We start from the raw sequence: 15,873 nt of genomic DNA, 5'->3' as shown, positions 1-15,873 counted from the left end.
CGACTGGCGGGATATCCGGTTGCCAAGCACAACACCGGGATGCGAACGATTCCCCATGACCGAGAAGCAGAGCAGCTCCGCACCGCAGGGAGCGGAACGGCCCGACCCCACGGGCCCCACTCCCGTCCGCAATTCCGGCGAAGTCAGCGTCGCCGTACCCGACTTCCCCCGTCAGTTCTCCCGTACCCATCGTTTCGGCCTGGGTGTCCCCCGGCACTTCAGCGTCTCGCCGGACGGCTGCCGGGTGTTGTTCGTCCGCAGCACCGGTGGCGAGGATCCGCTGGGTCGACTGTGGCTGTACGAGAACGGCACCGAGCGGATGCTCGTCGATCCGACCTCGTTGCAGGAGCAGGGGGGCGAACTTCCCGCAGCGGAGCGCACCCGGCGCGAGCGAGCGCGCGAGACGGGATCCGGGGTGGTGTCGTACACGACCGACGGCGAGGTTCGGACCGCCGTCTTCGCACTGGGCGGCGAACTGTGGACGGTGGGGACCGATGGCGGTGTACCGCGCCGAATCGCCACCGCGGGGCCGGTGGTGGACCCCCGCCCGTCACCCGACGGCAGCCGGATCGCCTATGTGACCGGGGGCGCTCTCCGGGTGGTGCGCATCGACGGGAGTGACGACCGTCCGTTGGTGGTGCCAGAGACCCCCGAGGTGACCTATGGGCTGAGCGATCACGCATCCGCGGAGTCCATGGGGCGCTCGCGCGGCTACTGGTGGTCACCCGACGGGGAGAACCTGCTGGTGGCCCGGGTCGACAACTCCCCCGTACAGCGCTGGTACATCTCCGATCCCGCCGATCCCGGCAAGGCGCCGACCGAGATCGCCTACCCGCGGGCGGGGACCGCGAACGCGAAGGTGTCGCTGCATCTGGTGCCCGCTGGAGGGGGCGAGCCAACGGTGGTGCTGCTGCCGGAGTCCGCCCCTCGGGAACCCCATCCGGCGGGCGAGTGGACCGATACGGCGTTCGAGTACGTACCGGTGGCGGGGTGGGACGGGATCGGCCCCTTCGCCCAGGTGCAGACCCGGGACCAGCGGACCGTACAACTGCTTGCCATCAACGCCGGCACCGGTGCGACCGAGGTGCTGGACCGTTGGCACGATCCCGCCTGGGTGGAGTTGGTGCCAGGGGCCCCGCTGCGGATGCCATCGGGAGGTCTGGCCCGCACCTTCATCGCGGAGGACTCGCTCACCGGACTGCGCGTGGGGGATGCGGTCAGCCCTGCGGGGGTGAACGTCCGGGAGGTGTTGGGCGCGGTCGGGGAGCGGCTCCACTTCCTCGCGAACGAGGATCCGACGGAGGTCCACGTCTGGCGTTATGACCCCCGCGACGGCTTCACCCGGATCAGTAGGGGTGCGGGCGTGCACCGGGTACACATCGGCGGCGACACGCTCGTGTCGGAGAGTTGGACACCGTCGGGACAGACGGTTTCGGTGCACAACGGGGGCGTGGAGGTCGGTCGTATCGCCGTCCTCGCGGCGGAGCCATCGGTCACCCCCCGGCCGGAGTTCCTCTCCCTGGGGAAGCGCGAACTGCGCAGTCAACTCTTTCTCCCCTCCTGGTACGAGAAGGGCTCGGGCCGGCTTCCCGTGCTGCTCAACCCGTATGCCGGGGCGGGATTCCAAATGGTGGTGCGGACGAAGGGGTGGTGGACGTACGTCTCCCAGTGGTTCGCCGAGCAGGGGTTCGCGGTGTTGGTGACCGACGGCAGGGGCACTCCGGGCCGGGGTCGGGAGTGGGAGAAGGCCATTCGGGGTGATCGGTTGACGCCTGCCCTCCAGGACCAGATGGACGCCCTCCATGCGGCGGCGGAACGCTTCCCCGAGCTGGATCTCGGTGCGGTGGCCATCCGGGGGTGGTCGTACGGCGGGTATCTGGCGACCGGTGCGGTGTTGCGGCACCCGGAGGTGTTCCACGCTGCGGTGGCCGGTGGCACACCGACGGATCGCCGGCTGTACGACACCCATTGGGAGGAGCGGTTCCTCGGGCATCCGGAGGTGTTCGCGGACCCCTACCGGCGCAGTTCGCTCGTTCCGGACGCTCATCGGCTGTCCCGTCCGCTGCTGTTGGTCCACGGGGTGGCGGACGACAACGTCCATGTCGCCCACACCCTGCGGCTCTCCGCTGCGCTGGTGGCCGCCGGCCGGCCGCACAGTGTGCTGCCGCTGTCGGGGGCAACCCATCTGGTGACCGGTACGGACCAGGCCAGCGGGCTGCTGGTGTTGGAAGCGGACTTCCTGAAGAAATCTCTGGGACTCTGAGCACCTGAACGCTCCGGCTGACGGACCCGTACAGGATCGAGAGATCGGCCATCACCGGGCCGCAGCGGAACGTGAGCAGAGGAGCCAGCAATGACCACATCGCAGGATTCGTCCCCGGCCGTCTCCCGCCGCGTCGTCGTCGCCGCGGTGGGAGGTGTCGGCCTCACCGCCGCACTGACCGCCTGTGGTGGGACCGACGCAGCAGACACAGCGGTGGGCCGCCCGACGGACTCACCCGGCGGGGGCGGCGCGGGGACGGAAATCGCCAAGGTGACCGACATCCCGGAGGGCGGGGGAAGGGTCGTGGGCGATGTGGTGATCACCCAGCCCCGGGCGGGAGAGTTCAAGGCGTTCTCGTCCAAGTGCACCCATCAGGGCTGTCTGGTCAAGGACGTCACGGACAACCTCATCCACTGCCCCTGCCACGACAGCAGGTTCGACGCGGGTGACGGCAGCGTGCGGTCGGGGCCGGCGACCGCTCCCCTGCCGCCCGCGTCGATCACGGTCGAGGGCGGGCTGATCAAACTGGCGTGACGGGCGGGGCGTCAGATCTTCGGTGCCGTGGGGACGGAACGGGCGGCCACACCGCGCAGGGCTTCGACGGCCGCCCGGATGGACGGTCTGCGGTCGGCGTCCGTCCGCCACACCGCGTACACGTGCCGTCGCATCTGGCTGCGGACCGGGACCAGGGCGACTCCCTCGGGCACGGGGCCCCGACCGAGCCTCGGGGTGACGCAGACGCCGAGCCCTGCGGCGATCAGGGCCAGTTGGGTGTGGTGTTCCCCGGCGAGATGGGCGATCCGGGGCTCGATCCCCCGCGATCGGAGCGTGAACACCAGCCACTCGTAGCAGAACTCGCCCTCCGGCCAGGAGACCCACTCGTCATCGGCGAAGTCCTCAAGATCGACTTCGGTGCGCGTCACCAGGGGGTGGTCGACGGGCATCGCCACGTCGGCGGCGTCATCGAACAGATGGACCTGTGCGAGGCCACCGGGCACGGGCAGGCGCTTGTTGCTCCAGTCGAGCACGATCGCGAGGTCGAGATCGCCCCGGAGGACCCGGGCGACACTGCGCTCCGGCTCCAGTTCGCAGGAGCGCACGCGCAGTTCGGGATGGTCGGCGCGCAGTGCGGTGATCGCCGCGGGGAACAGTCCCCGGGCAGCCGAGGGGAAGGCGCCGATCCTGACCTCTCCGACCACCCGCCCGCGCTGTGCCTCGATGTCCGACTGGGCCAGTTCGACCTGGGAGAGGATGCGGGCGGCATGGTCGGCGAGCAGCCGGCCGGCGTCGGTGAGCCGCACCCCCCGACCGTTCTTGGTCAGCAGCGGCTGTCCCACCTCCCGCTCCAGCTTCGCCATCTGCTGGGACACCGCGGAGGTGGTGACGTGCAGCCCTCCGGCCGCACCACTGACCGACCCGTAGCGGGCGAGGGCATCGAGGGTGCGCAGGCGCTCCAGATTCAACATATAAGCAATGCTAAATCAATGCCTCCACCAATTCTCGCTTGTACTACGAGATGGTTGCGGTGACCCTGGGAGCATGACCGCCTCTGCTGCCGCACTGCCCCTCCACCCGACCGCCGGAAGACCCCGCGTGGACTGGCGCATCCGCTTCGGAGTGCTGTCCCTGGTGTGGGGCTTCAGCTTTCTGCTGATCAAGGTGGGCAACGAGGGCTTCGCGCCGTTCCAGGTCACGCTCGGCAGGCTCTTCTTCGGTACGGCGGTGCTGGCCGTGGCGATGGCGATACGACGGGAGCGGCTGCCGCGAGGAGCGCGGACCTGGATGCATCTGACCGTGGCGGCCTTCCTGCTCAACTCGCTCCCGTTCTCGCTCTTCGCCTTCGCCGGCCAGAGCATCCCGTCGACCCTGTCGGGCATCTGCAACGCCACCTCGCCCTTGTGGGGGATGGCGTTGTCCCTGGTCGCCCTCTCGGAGGACCGCCCCACCCGCCGTAGGGTCGCCGGACTCGGCATCGGGTTCCTGGGAGTGCTGACCGTCCTGGGCGCCTGGCAGGGCTTCTCCGGGCTCGACGCCCGCGGCACGGGGATGGCGCTACTGGCCGCGCTGAGCTATCCGATCGGCTGGATCTACGTCCGCCGCACCTTGGCCGGCCGCGGCCACTCGCACCTCTCACTGACGGGTAGTCAGTTGCTGCTGGCCACGGTGCAGTTGGCGGTGGTCACCCCGTTGTTCACCAGCATGCCGGATTCCGTGGCGCTGATGCCTCTGCTGGCGGTGGTCGCCCTGGGCGCGCTCGGGACCGGATTCGCGCTGCTGCTCCAGTACGAACTGGTCGACGAGATCGGTCCGACGACGGCCCAGATGGTCACCTACTTCATCCCGGTCATCGCCACGGCTGCGGGCGTGACGATCCTCGGGGAGCAGTTGGACTGGAACACCCCGGTGGGTGCGGTGATCGTGTTGGCCGGTGCGGCACTGACCCAGAGCCGCGCGAAGGCGCCGGCCGGTGCGGTGGTGGCGGCCGGTGCGGTGGTGGCGGCCGGTGCGGTGGCGGCGCAGGGCGGCCCTCTACCGGGATCGACGGCCGGAGGCGAATCGGACGACCACCCGAGGGACGGTGGCACTCTCGCCGCGACGGCGGGGCCGCCGGTCCCGTAAGCGCGCAGGCATTGCGGAGTCCACCGCACCAGCCGGCACCACGGGCCACGAACCGGTTAGCCGTAGCTGCGGGCCGGGGCCGGTCCGATGGCTGCCGCCAGCGCATCGGCGATCTGTGCCACGTCCTCCATCGACAGGCCGGAGACGGTGACGCGGACCCCGGGCGGGGCGGACAGTCGGAATCGGGCACCCGGGGCAACGGCCCAGCCGGAGTGCAGCAGTTGGGTCACGGCCCTGGTCTCGTCGGGCACCGGCACCCAGACGTTCATCCCGCTGCGTCCGAAGGCTTCGACGCCGTGTCCGGCGAGGGCCCGGATCAACGCCGCGCGCCGGCGGCCGTAGGAGTCGGCGACCGCGAGTGGATCGACGGCGCCCGCCGCCCATAGCTGGACGACCGCGCGTTGCAGCAGCCTGCTGACCCACCCGGGGCCCAACTGTTGCCGCCCGGCCACCCGGTCGACCGTGAGCGCGTCCCCGGTGAAGAACGCGACCCTCAGATCGGGTCCGTACGCCTTGGCGGCGGAGCGGACGAAGGCCCAGTGCCGGGTGGCGCCGGCCAGAGCGTGGAGCGGCTGGTCGACGATGGCGTGGCCGTGGTCGTCCTCGATGAGGAGCGTGCGGGGATAGCGGGCGAGGACGCCCCGCAACTCCCGAGCGCGCAGTGCGCTGATGGCCGCTCCGGTGGGGTTCTGGGCGCGATCGGTGACGATCAACGCCCGGGCGCCCAGGTCGAGGGCCCGTTCGACCTCGGCGACGAGCGGGCCGTCGTCGTCCAGGGCCACCGGTACGGGTGTGAGGCCGAGCGCAGGCACCAGGTCGAGCAGGCCGCCCCAGCCGGGGTCCTCCACGGCCACCGCGTCCCCCGGGCGCAGATGAGCGGCGAGGATGCGTTCGATGCTGTCGAGTGAGCCGGAGGTCACGGCGATGGGTCCGGCGGGCACACCGTCGGCATCCAGTGATGCCCTGGCGAGTTGGGCGAACTCGGCGTCCACGGGTGCTTGTCCATAGAGCCCGGGCTCTCGCTGGTGGTGTCGAGCAGCGGCGGCGAACGCATCGTCCAGGGGCGGCAGTAGGGCCGCGTCGGGATTGCCCGCGCTCACGTCCCGAACGCCGGGCGGGACCTCGACGCGCAGAGAGCCACGTGAGGTGCTGGCGGGCCGTGGACGGATACGGCTGCCGCGACGCCCTGCTGTCTCGATCACCCCGCGCTCGCGCAGGGTGCGATACGCGGCGGCGACGGTGTTGGGGTTGACCCCGAGTCGGGTCGCCAGCTCACGCATGGGGGGCAGCAACTCCCCCGGTTCCAGGGCACCGCTACCGACGCCGCTCTCGATGCTGGCGGCGATGTCCGATGCACCACGCCCTGTGATCCGATACTCTCCTAGCACAAAAGTCATTATGCACTAGTGCAATGGAGAGGGCAAATGGTGGATTCCTACGAGCCGACCGCGCGGACCATACCCACCCGTTCCCGGGAACGGGCGTCGTACGACCGGGCCACGGTCCACGCCATCCTCGACGATGGATATCTCTGCCACCTCGGATTCCTGCGCGACGGCGCACCCGTGGTGTTGCCCACGCTGTACGCCCGCGTCGGCGACCAGGTGTACGTCCACGGATCGACGGGGTCCCGCCCCTTGCGGATGGCCGGAGCGCCCGATCCTGGACTGGAGGTCTGTCTGACGGTGACCCATGTGGACGGGCTGGTGCTGGCCCGCTCCGCGTTCCACCACTCCATCAACTACCGCTCGGTCATGATCCACGGAACCGCGCACCAGGTGACGGACCCGACCGAGAAGGCCCGGGTGCTGGACGCCCTCGTCGACCAGGTCGTACCGGGCCGGGCGCAGGACTCCCGTCCCGCCGGCGCCAAGGAGTTGGCGGCGACCGCCGTACTGCGACTGACGCTCGCCGAGGTCTCCGCCAAGGTCCGCACAGGCCCGCCGAACGACGATCCGGAGGACCTCGGACTGCCCCACTGGACCGGAGTCCTGCCGGTCCGGACCACCTATGGAGACCCCGAACCTGCGCCTGACCTGGACCCGTCCGTACCCCTCCCCGACTATCTGCGCACCGCCGGGGCCTGAGCGGCGCCAGCAGATCGACCCATGGGCGGCCGATCGCCGCTCGGCGGGCAGGGCGGCGGTCCCGTCGGTGACCGGGGCCGACCGGGGCGACCACACCCCTCGCATCGCCCCGGTCGCCCTCAGCCCCGTCGCCCCTGACGCAACTCCGCCAGCGCCAGGGCGGCCACCGAACCCAGCAGCAAGGCGGTCCCCCACACGGTGGCCGCGGTCAACCGCTCTCCCAGGACCAGTACGGCGATCACGGCCGCGCTCACCGGCTCCAGCAGCATCATCACGGACACCGTGGCCGCTCGCACCGCCGCCGCCCCCGCGAAGTAGAGGACGTACGCCAACGCCGTGGGCACCGCGGCCACATAGGCGAGCAGCCACACCACGCGCGCCAGGGACTCGGTGTGCGGCAGCAGCCCCTCGGCGAGCGCCAACGGGAGCAGCCCGACAGCGCCGATCGCGAACGCCCAGGCGGTCGTGGCGAGGGAATCGGCGCCACCACCCCGGCCCAACCAGCGCGCCAGGAGGGTGATGGCCGCATATCCAGCGGCCGACAGCAGTGCCAGGGCGATGCCCGACGGGCGTACGGTCGCACCGTCGCCGCCCATCGTCAGCACCAGCAATCCGCCCACGGCGCCCAGGACCGCCATCAGCCCGCCCCCGCCGAGCCGTTCTCCCAGGGTGATGCGCGCACCCACCGCGATCAGTACGGGGCCGGCCCCCAGGGTGACGACCGTGGCGACGGCCAGACCGGTGTGCTGCACGGCGGCGAAGTAGGCGCTCTGGAAGACCGTGAGGCCGATTCCCGTACCCAGGATCCGGATCGTGCGGCGCTTCCTCGACTCGACCGGTCGGGCGGCCGGAGAACGGCGGGCGCGCAGCGCCAGCGCGCCGAGCAGCAGGAGCAGCCCCGATGCGCACCGCCAGAAGGACAGCGAGAGCGGCCCGAAGTCGCTCACTTCGTAGATCAGTGACGCAGCCGCGCCCGCGGTGCCCCAGGCGACGCCGGCGACGGTCAGATAGAGAAGGCTCCGCCCGACCCGCGCGGGCCCTTCGGGCGCGGTGGGCCGTACGAGGGCAGCGGTGGAGGAGGCATTCGACACGTGGACTCCGTACGAAGAACGGGAAGGCTGATCGCTCTGCTCCGTCACACGGGCAGCGACGAGCCACCCGGGGCGAGCCCGGGTCCGGTCTTCGTCAGGAACTGCCGCCCGCGCTAGGCGGCGGGAGGCGGCAGTACGGTCATATGCATGATCGGAACCCTACGGTCAGCTGCGGTCGACCGACAACCCGGTGCTGCCGGAGGCATCGGCCCGGTGAGAACCGTCAGCCCTGGCACCGCTCTTGGTGGTGCTGTCGTCGCGGGTATCGCCGACCGGGGGAAGCGGATCGGGGAGGGCCGCCGGCGGCTTGAGCCCACCGGAGGCGACCGGGCCCGAAGGCGGCTTCGGTGCCTGTGACTGTGCGATGAGCGCCCCGAGCAACACGAGCGAGCCACCCAGGATCTGGGGCAGGGCCAGGTGTTCTCCCAGCATCACCCAGGCGAGGGCGGTCGCCACGACCGCTTCCAGACAGGCGACCACGCCGGCGACCTGCGGCGAGAGCCTGCGCACCGAGATCACTCCGGTGACATAGGCGAAGACCGTCGCGATCAACACCACCCAGGCGAGCAGCAATCCGGCCGCCACCTGGGTGCCGCCCATCGCCACGTCCTCGCCCAGCAGGGAGAAGTCCATGCTCCAGGGGCGTGCGATCACGGTCAGGACCAGGGCGCCGATCAGCAGTCCGTAGGCGATCACTCCCAGGGGGTCGGCGCGCTCCTCCCCCTCGCTCCCGTGGTCGGACAGGATGAAGTAGCAAGCCTGGCAACCGGCGGCACCGAGGGCGAGCAGCAGCCCGAGCACATCGAAGCTCAGCCCGGACCACACCTCGACGACACAGGCCAGGCCCGTCACGGCGAGGACGACTCCGAGCGCTGCGGCGCGGGTGACCGGCCGGCGTTGGACGAAGCGGATGTAGCCGAGGACGAGGGCGGGGCCGAGGTACTCGACGAGCAGGGCGACCCCGACGGGCAGTCGGGAGATCGAAGCGAAGTAGAACGCCTGCACACCGGCGACGGCGAGCAAACCGAAGCCGAGGAGCAGCGCCGGCTTGCGGCGCAGCAGGGCACGATGGCGCCAGGCGAGCGGCAGCATGATCAGCGCGGATCCGGCCACGCGCAGCCATACGACATGGAGTGGATCGAGGCCGGCTTCGATGAGCGGCTTGGCCGCGACCCCTGATCCGCCGAAGGCGAACGCCGATGCCAGGGCGATTCCGAGCCCGGCGCTTTTGTGTTGGGACACCTGCATCGGCACATCATGTCAGCGCGAGTCAGGACCGTCGACCCCAAGACACATGTCGAAATCGGGAGGCGGCTATGCGTCAGCGGGCTCCCGAGTGCCCGCTGAGCTGCTGGGTGTCCACGCCTGCGCGATTCAGCACCTCCACCGCCCGGCAGTCGGGGTCGGCCGTGAGCGCGACGAGCAGATCCATGCCGCAGGCGACGTCCCTCCCCCGGAGCGCTGCCCGGTGACGAGCGGCTTCCATGGCGGAGTGCGCGGAGGGCGACCAGCCGGAGGGACGGGACGCTGCTGAGGAAGGGGGCGGCGGCGCACCCGATACGGGCAGCGCACCGGAATCCTCGATCGCCCCTTGCCAGCGCAGTCCGTAGCCGATGCTGCGTTGGACGAGATAGCCGAGTACCCGCGCGACCCGGGGTGAGGACCCCAGCGCGCCGCGCACCTCGGGATCGGCCTCGATCAGGGAGTGCAGCAGATGGGCCGTGTCGAGTTGGCGGTCACCGTCCCGTACGGCTCGACGGCGCGCGCCCGCGACGGCCGACACCAACTCGGCGGCGAGCGGCGTATCCCGTTCGGCACGGAAGCGGTCGGACTCTCGGGGCAGTCGGGGCAGTCGGGAAGGATGGCTCTGCACACCCTCCACCCCATCAGCCGAGCCGGCCCGGAACGTCGCCATCGGGGCCCATTTCGCCCTCCGACGGAGGTCGGGGACGAACGACCGGGTTGTCCTCCTTGTGGATGAGATCCGGTCACTTCATCAGCATTCCGGGTGCGCCGCCTTGCCCGGTGCGCCCCACTGCGCTGCTCGATGGCTCTCTGGTCTTCGGGGTCTTCCTGCCCTTCGGGGGTCTGCGGGGGTCTTCCTGAGCGACGACCGACCCCGTGCACCGGCAACCGGATGCCGGGTCGTCAGCGTCCCTCCCGACATGTTCTGGATGGTCGCGCTGCTGGCGATCGATGGGCGGCAGTACGTGTACCGGGTGTACGCACCGGCCACGGCGCTCCTGGCCGATGTGTTCTGGGCGGCCTTCCACTGCCATGACGAAGGTCCACACCCTCGGGCGTGCGACCGGTTCGACTCGGCGGAGGTGTGGCATCGCGGGACTTCTCCCGGGATCTGATGCCCGCCCGGTGGAGGGTGCCCGGGTCACGGCGGGCGCGCCGGGGTCACGAACCGCGCCGCGTGGCGCATCCGCGCACGGCTGACACAGTCGCGCACGGTGCGGTGCCGGCCAACACAGTGCGGGACGGCTGAAACAGTGCGGGACGGCTGAAACAGCGAAGAGGGCCCTCGGAAGGGCCCTCTCGACCGGTGCGGAACCCGATCGTTCAGTGTTCGTCGGCGAGGATCAGATAGAGCTTCTTGCGCGACTCGTTGATGACCTCGACGGCCTTCTGCCGCTGTTCGGGACTCCCCGTCTTCCACACCTGACCGAAGGCTTCCATCAGCCCCCAACCAGCCTGTCGGATCTCATTGACGGTCTCCCAGTCAACGCCGCGCCCGGCCTCTTCCCAGGGCGCGTCCGGACCGCTCTCGGCCTCGGTGCGACCGGAGTCGGTCAGCGTGAACCGCTTCTTCCCACCTTCGCTCGCACTGCTGATGAGCCCCTCGTCCTCCAGGAGCTGAAGGGTCGGGTAGACGGAGCCAGGGCTGGGCTTCCAGGCGCCACCGCTGCGCTCGCCGATCTCCTGGATCATCTCGTACCCGTGCATCGGGCGATCCTTCAGCAGCGCCAGGATGGAGGCGCGCACATCGCCGCGCCTGGCCCTACCCCTGCCGCCGCCTCCGCGGCCACGCCCGCCCCCACCGAAGGGCGCACCGAACGGCGGCCCGAACGAACCGAACGCTCCACGGCGCCCATCGGATCCGCCTCGCCCTTGATGTCCGGGTCCGCAGTGACCATGACCGTGCTCATGTTCCTGTCCATGTGAACGCATCGCTACGCTCCTTCCATCGTCAACCTGTCGTGATGCATCAACGATATATCGGAATACTCCGAACGACAAGATGCCAGCCGCCCCATCGGCGAGCGTCCTGCCGCATGCGAAGGGAGCCCTGCCTCAGCTGATCTGGTCCGACCCACTCGTCGTCGCAGGCCAGCCGGCCCGTTGACGCTGCTCATGTCGCACAGGACCTCGCCCGCCCGCCGTGGAACCCTGGTATTTCGATGTCCGGCACACGGCCCTAGGGTGGGCCGATGACGTCGGTCAAGAAGTTCCAAGTCACCTTCGACTGCGCAGAACCCGAGCGCCTCGCTCGTTTCTGGTGCGAGGTGTTGGGGTACGTCGTACCACCACCGCCGGAGGGGTTCGCCACCTGGGATGACTTCTGGGGCTCGCAGCCACCTGAGGAACGGGATTCCTGGTTCGCGTGCATCGATCCCTCAGGGGAGGGTCCGCGGCTCTACTTCCAGCGCGTCCCCGAGGGGAAGGCCGCCAAGAACCGGGTGCATCTCGATGTGCGGGTCGGCACCGGACTCGTGGGTGAGGAGCGCCTCGCCGTACTTGAGGCCGAACGCGCACGGTTGGTCCCGCTCGGCGCGGTCCATGTGCAGACGCTCTACGACGGCAACGATTCGTGCATCCCGATGCTGGACATCGAGGACAACGAGTTCTGCATCGACTGAGGCCCTCCTCAAGACAGCCGCCCAGCCGGTCCAGCACCATCGAATTGGCCTTGGCCTGCGGCTTCCCCCAACGGCTACCGTCGGCCCATGCGCATCAGAATCGTCGACGCCTTCGCCCACCGCCCCTTCACCGGAAACCCCGCCGGGGTCCTCGTCCTCGATCCCGAGGACGGCCCCGGAGCCCCCGGATTCCCGGCGGCGTCCTGGCTCCAGCAGGTCGCCGCCGAGGTCAATCTGTCGGAGACGGCCTTCGTGCATCCCCTCCCGCCCGGTGGGGATGCGGACTGGGCTCTGCGCTGGTTCACCCCGACCACCGAGGTGGACATGTGTGGCCACGCCACCCTCGCCGCTGCGCACGTGCTGCACTCCACGGGAGCCGTCTCGGGCACGGTGCGCTTCGCCGCCCGGTGCGGCGTCCTCTCCGCCACCGTCCACGAGGACGGCACCATCACCCTCGACTTCCCCACGTCCTCGTTGACCCCGGTGGCCGTGCCCGATGGCGTGGCGAAGGCCCTGGGCGCCCCGGTGCTCGCCGCGTACGACACCGCCGCGCACATCGGCGATCTGGTGGTCGAGTTGACCGATGAGGACACCGTGCGCGGCATCACCCCGGACATCCCCGCGCTCGCCGCCTTCGCCGAGCGCGGCATCATCGCCACGGCTGCGGCCGGGCGTTCGGGCGAGCGACGGGACCAGGAGGCAGAAGGTGACTACGACTTCGTGTCCCGCTGTTTCTTCCCCCGGATGGGCATCGACGAGGACCCGGTGACCGGCAGTGCCCACACGGCCCTGGCCCCGTTGTGGTCCGCACGGCTGGGACGGACCGATCTGACCGGCCTCCAGGCGTCCGCCCGCTCGGGACTGGTACGCACCTCGCTGCGCGGCGAGCGGACCCTGCTGACCGGTCGTTCGTACACCGTCATCGACGGCGAACTGCTCATCGCCCCCTGACCGGGACGGACACATTTGGCCCGGCGGTCACGGCGTGGGCAGCCAGTCCACCCGTCCCGCCAGGAGGGCGTATCCGACGAAGGCGACGATGTCGAGCAGCGCATGGGCCACGACCAGGGGCCCGACCCTGCCCCAGCGCCGATAGAGCAGTACGAAGACCACTCCCATGACCATGTTGCCGATGAAGCCGCCGATGCCCTGGTAGAGGTGGTACGTACCGCGGAGCACCGAACTGGTGATGAGCGAGGCCATCGGCGTCCAGCCCAGTTGATCGAGCCTGCGCAGCAGATACCCAACGACGATCACCTCTTCCACGATCGAGTTCTGGAGTGCGGAGAGGATCAGTACGGGGAACTTCCACCACACCTCGGGCAGGGACTCGGGCACCACGGTGAGGTTGAACCCCGCCGCGCGTGCCACCAGGTAGAACGCCAGCCCGGCAGTTCCGATCCCAGCTGCGAGGAGGGTTCCCCTTCCGAGGTCGAACCATGGTTTGCGCCGATCGAAGCCGATGACCGCCAGTCCCGCGCGCTCGCGCACCAGGAAGTGCGCGACAAGCAGGACCGGCACCAGGGCCGTGGCGATGCCGAAGAGTTGCCAGGAGAGGTCGAGCCAGGGGCGTCCGGGCGCATAGGACCCGTTCAACGTCGCTGCCTGGTCCTTGAGGTCGCCCGGTTTGGTGAGCGAGCCGACAAAACTGATCAGGGACGACACGGCACTGGCCCCGAGCGACAGCGCGAGCACCAGGAGCATCTCGGACTTCAGGATCTTGGGTGACACGACCTCTTGGGGCAATGCCTCAGCCACTCGTCCCGCCTCCATGTGCACACGTGCCTCCAGTTATCCATTCCAGCCTCATCCGCATCCTCACCCCGCTAGGGTCTCGAATGCGAGTACGAAGATCGCGACAGGCCGGGGGGTCTGCGTCACCATGTGACGCCGCGCCATTTCCTTGTTCATCATTCAAGGAGGGCACCATCGCATGGAACGTCACACCCTGCCCGATTCCGGGGCCGGCGGCACGGGCGGCGCGGGACCTCGCTCCCGACACCGTCGGGTGCTGATGGCCACCGCACTCGTTCTGGCACTCGCGGCGGGTACGGGCGTCGCCGCCTACAGCGGACTGCCGCCGTTCGGCCGCTCCTGCGAAGAGTCCGCCGTACGACTGGACGTCGCCGTCTCCCCCGACATCGCGCCCGTCGTCCGGGCCGCGGCCGACCGGGTCCACCAGGAGAAGATCACCTCAGACGGCCAGTGCATGGACGTCCGGGTGAAGGCCCGGGAGAACTACCAGGTCGCAACGGAACTGTCCGACCACCGCAATGAGTCGGAGTACGAGGTCTGGCTCCCCGACTCAAGGATCTGGGCCCACCAGGCCGATGCGTTCAGCCGCGGTGTACCGCTGGCGGTGGCGGGCGAGGTCGCCGTGTCACCGATCGGCGTGGCCACGGACCGCTCGGCGGGCAGTTGGCTGGGATGGCCCGGCAAGACCTACACCTGGGCACAGTTGGCGACGGCCACGACCGCCTCGGAATCCGTACATCTGGGCACCGCCGACCCCACCCACAGCGCCACCGGTCTGCTGGCCCTCGCCGGCGTCGCAGCCTCCTACGCCCGCGAGAGCGGCGATCGCACCTGGGAGGAGCGCAACGGCACCGACCGGCCCCTGCCCGACGAACCCAGCGCGGCGCCCGAATCGAAGGAGCCCGATTCCTCGCCCTCGGCCAAACGCCCCACAGAACCGAAGCCGAAACCCAGCGCCGCGAAGGGGCCGAAGCAACCCCTGCCCAGCCCATCTCCACCGCGGAAGGAAGGGGCCAAGCGCCCCCCGGCCAAAGCGGACCGGACGCCACGACCTGGTCTTCCGGACGCCGATGCCAGGATCGCCGCCACCGCCAGGTTGCTCGCCCAACGGCTGGCCCCCGCAGATTCCCAGATCCTGCGTACGCTCTCCGCGCCCGGCAGTTCGCGCAACGAAGCGGTGTTCCTGTCCGAGCAGGCCGCGTTCACCCACAACTTCTCCGCCGGCGACAAGGACGACCTCGACCTCTTCTATCCCACGGACCGCGCGCTCCGGCTCGACTACCCCTACCACCTGGTCGACGTGAACGACTTGACCGTGGACGAGGGACGCGCGGCGACACGGTTCATGGCGCTCCTGAGCGATGCCACCTCCCTGCGCGACCTCGCAGCCCACGGCTTCCGTCCGCCGAGGGGCGGGGCCCCGGCAGTTCTGGTGCACACGGCGGGCGGAAGACCACCGCAGCCCTACGCCCGCCAGGTCACGAGCGCCGACCAGGTCTCACGGGACCTGCTCCAGGAGATCTTGGGCATATGGACCGTCACGGTGCGCAGCGCCCGACTGACGACGGTCGTCGATGTCTCGGGATCGATGCAGTCGCCGGTACCCGGCCGCAGTGAGACACGGCTCGAAGCCACCAAAGCCTCCCTGTTGCGCGTGGTCGACCAGTTCAGCCAGGAGGACGAGATCGGGCTCTGGGAGTTCGCCACCGGGCTCAACGGCCCCCATGACTACCGCGAACTGGTCCCGACCGCCAGGCTCGGCGCACTCGTGCGCGGTGAACGGTCCCAGCGGACCCAGCTCTCGGCGGCGTTCCAGGCACTGAAGGCGGTACCGGACGGTGCGACCGGGCTGTACGACTCCACGCTCGCCGCCTACAGGTCGGCCCAGGCCGGTCATGTGCCCGGCAAGTTCAATGCGCTGATCGTGGTCACCGACGGGGCCAACCAGGACCGGTTCAGCATCTCCCGGAGCACGCTGCTCGCCAAGCTCAAGGAGGTCAGGGACGACAGACGCCCGGTGCCGCTGATCGCCATCGCCGTCGGGACATCGGCCGACCAAGGAGAGCTGGACAAGATCGCCCAGGTGACGGGTGGCGCCGGCTACCAGGTCAGTGACCCGGCCGACATCCAAGGAGCGATCCTGAAGGCGATCACGGCCGTCGGCCGCTCCCTCGACGTCGATCGGGACTGAT

General features: G+C 69.9%; 15 protein-coding genes. 8 read left to right on the top strand and 7 right to left on the bottom strand.

Annotated elements, in window-relative coordinates; genetic code table 11:
• Positions 1-55: 55 nt before the first annotated feature.
• A complete protein-coding gene (locus tag ACFXJL_RS20825; protein ID WP_384694469.1) occupies positions 56-2,263 on the top strand; it encodes a prolyl oligopeptidase family serine peptidase in 2,208 nt (735 codons plus the stop codon).
• A 90-nt stretch (positions 2,264-2,353) separates the two neighbouring features.
• Entirely contained in the window at positions 2,354-2,797 is a 444-nt protein-coding gene (locus ACFXJL_RS20820) for a Rieske (2Fe-2S) protein (RefSeq protein ID WP_384694466.1), read from the top strand.
• An 11-nt stretch (positions 2,798-2,808) separates the two neighbouring features.
• Here ACFXJL_RS20820 and ACFXJL_RS20815 read toward each other — a convergent pair whose 3' ends face one another.
• The gene (locus ACFXJL_RS20815; protein ID WP_384694463.1) at positions 2,809-3,729 is read right to left on the bottom strand and encodes a LysR family transcriptional regulator; all 921 of its coding nucleotides are present in this window, start codon (positions 3,727-3,729) and stop codon (positions 2,809-2,811) included.
• Between the two features lie 73 nt (positions 3,730-3,802).
• On the opposite strand from ACFXJL_RS20815, the gene ACFXJL_RS20810 reads away from it, so the two are divergent.
• A complete protein-coding gene (locus ACFXJL_RS20810) occupies positions 3,803-4,882 on the top strand; it encodes a DMT family transporter (RefSeq protein WP_384694460.1) in 1,080 nt (359 codons plus the stop codon).
• Positions 4,883-4,938: 56 nt separating this feature from the next.
• Here ACFXJL_RS20810 and ACFXJL_RS20805 read toward each other — a convergent pair whose 3' ends face one another.
• Positions 4,939-6,270 carry an aminotransferase class I/II-fold pyridoxal phosphate-dependent enzyme gene (locus tag ACFXJL_RS20805; protein WP_384637238.1) on the bottom strand — a complete coding sequence of 444 codons (1,332 nt, stop codon included), beginning with the start codon at positions 6,268-6,270 and terminating at the stop codon, positions 4,939-4,941.
• A 36-nt stretch (positions 6,271-6,306) separates the two neighbouring features.
• Here ACFXJL_RS20805 and ACFXJL_RS20800 point away from each other — a divergent pair, with 36 nt between their 5' ends.
• A complete protein-coding gene (locus tag ACFXJL_RS20800; protein WP_384694457.1) occupies positions 6,307-6,969 on the top strand; it encodes a pyridoxamine 5'-phosphate oxidase family protein in 663 nt (220 codons plus the stop codon).
• A 119-nt stretch (positions 6,970-7,088) separates the two neighbouring features.
• Here ACFXJL_RS20800 and ACFXJL_RS20795 read toward each other — a convergent pair whose 3' ends face one another.
• The 3 genes from ACFXJL_RS20795 to ACFXJL_RS20785 all read right to left on the bottom strand — a co-directional run bounded on the left by ACFXJL_RS20795 (position 7,089) and on the right by ACFXJL_RS20785 (position 9,975).
• Complete coding sequence (locus ACFXJL_RS20795; protein WP_384694454.1) at positions 7,089-8,060, bottom strand: DMT family transporter; 972 nt, start codon at positions 8,058-8,060, stop codon at positions 7,089-7,091.
• A 165-nt stretch (positions 8,061-8,225) separates the two neighbouring features.
• The gene (locus tag ACFXJL_RS20790) at positions 8,226-9,308 is read right to left on the bottom strand and encodes a DMT family transporter (RefSeq protein ID WP_384694451.1); all 1,083 of its coding nucleotides are present in this window, start codon (positions 9,306-9,308) and stop codon (positions 8,226-8,228) included.
• A gap of 73 nt (positions 9,309-9,381) precedes the next feature.
• On the bottom strand, positions 9,382-9,975 hold the full coding sequence (locus ACFXJL_RS20785; RefSeq protein WP_358882045.1) for a Clp protease N-terminal domain-containing protein: 594 nt from the start codon (positions 9,973-9,975) through the stop codon (positions 9,382-9,384).
• Between the two features lie 250 nt (positions 9,976-10,225).
• On the opposite strand from ACFXJL_RS20785, the gene ACFXJL_RS20780 reads away from it, so the two are divergent.
• The gene (locus ACFXJL_RS20780) at positions 10,226-10,420 is read left to right on the top strand and encodes a hypothetical protein (protein ID WP_358882044.1); all 195 of its coding nucleotides are present in this window, start codon (positions 10,226-10,228) and stop codon (positions 10,418-10,420) included.
• A gap of 208 nt (positions 10,421-10,628) precedes the next feature.
• Here the strand turns inward: ACFXJL_RS20780 and ACFXJL_RS20775 are convergent, their stop codons facing one another.
• The gene (locus ACFXJL_RS20775; RefSeq protein WP_358882043.1) at positions 10,629-11,237 is read right to left on the bottom strand and encodes a PadR family transcriptional regulator; all 609 of its coding nucleotides are present in this window, start codon (positions 11,235-11,237) and stop codon (positions 10,629-10,631) included.
• Positions 11,238-11,497: 260 nt separating this feature from the next.
• Here ACFXJL_RS20775 and ACFXJL_RS20770 point away from each other — a divergent pair, with 260 nt between their 5' ends.
• Together ACFXJL_RS20770 and ACFXJL_RS20765 are read left to right on the top strand one after the other, a co-directional pair.
• Positions 11,498-11,926 (top strand): VOC family protein, encoded by a 429-nt coding sequence (locus tag ACFXJL_RS20770; RefSeq protein WP_358882042.1) that lies wholly within the window; start codon positions 11,498-11,500, stop codon positions 11,924-11,926.
• Positions 11,927-12,013: 87 nt separating this feature from the next.
• Positions 12,014-12,877, top strand: coding sequence for a PhzF family phenazine biosynthesis protein (locus ACFXJL_RS20765; protein WP_384694446.1), 864 nt, complete (start codon positions 12,014-12,016; stop codon positions 12,875-12,877).
• Between the two features lie 27 nt (positions 12,878-12,904).
• Here the strand turns inward: ACFXJL_RS20765 and ACFXJL_RS20760 are convergent, their stop codons facing one another.
• Positions 12,905-13,699, bottom strand: a complete 795-nt coding sequence (locus ACFXJL_RS20760; RefSeq protein WP_384637200.1) for a CPBP family intramembrane glutamic endopeptidase — start codon at positions 13,697-13,699, stop codon at positions 12,905-12,907.
• Between the two features lie 160 nt (positions 13,700-13,859).
• Here ACFXJL_RS20760 and ACFXJL_RS20755 point away from each other — a divergent pair, with 160 nt between their 5' ends.
• Positions 13,860-15,872, top strand: a complete 2,013-nt coding sequence (locus ACFXJL_RS20755; RefSeq protein ID WP_384694443.1) for a substrate-binding domain-containing protein — start codon at positions 13,860-13,862, stop codon at positions 15,870-15,872.
• Position 15,873: the final 1 nt, after the last annotated feature.

It is taken from the genome of Streptomyces sp. NPDC059256, assembly GCF_042753785.1.
GTDB lineage: Bacteria > Actinomycetota > Actinomycetes > Streptomycetales > Streptomycetaceae > Streptomyces.
Note: the sequence above shows the minus strand (reverse complement) of the source record. Positions and strands in the feature narration are given on the sequence as shown.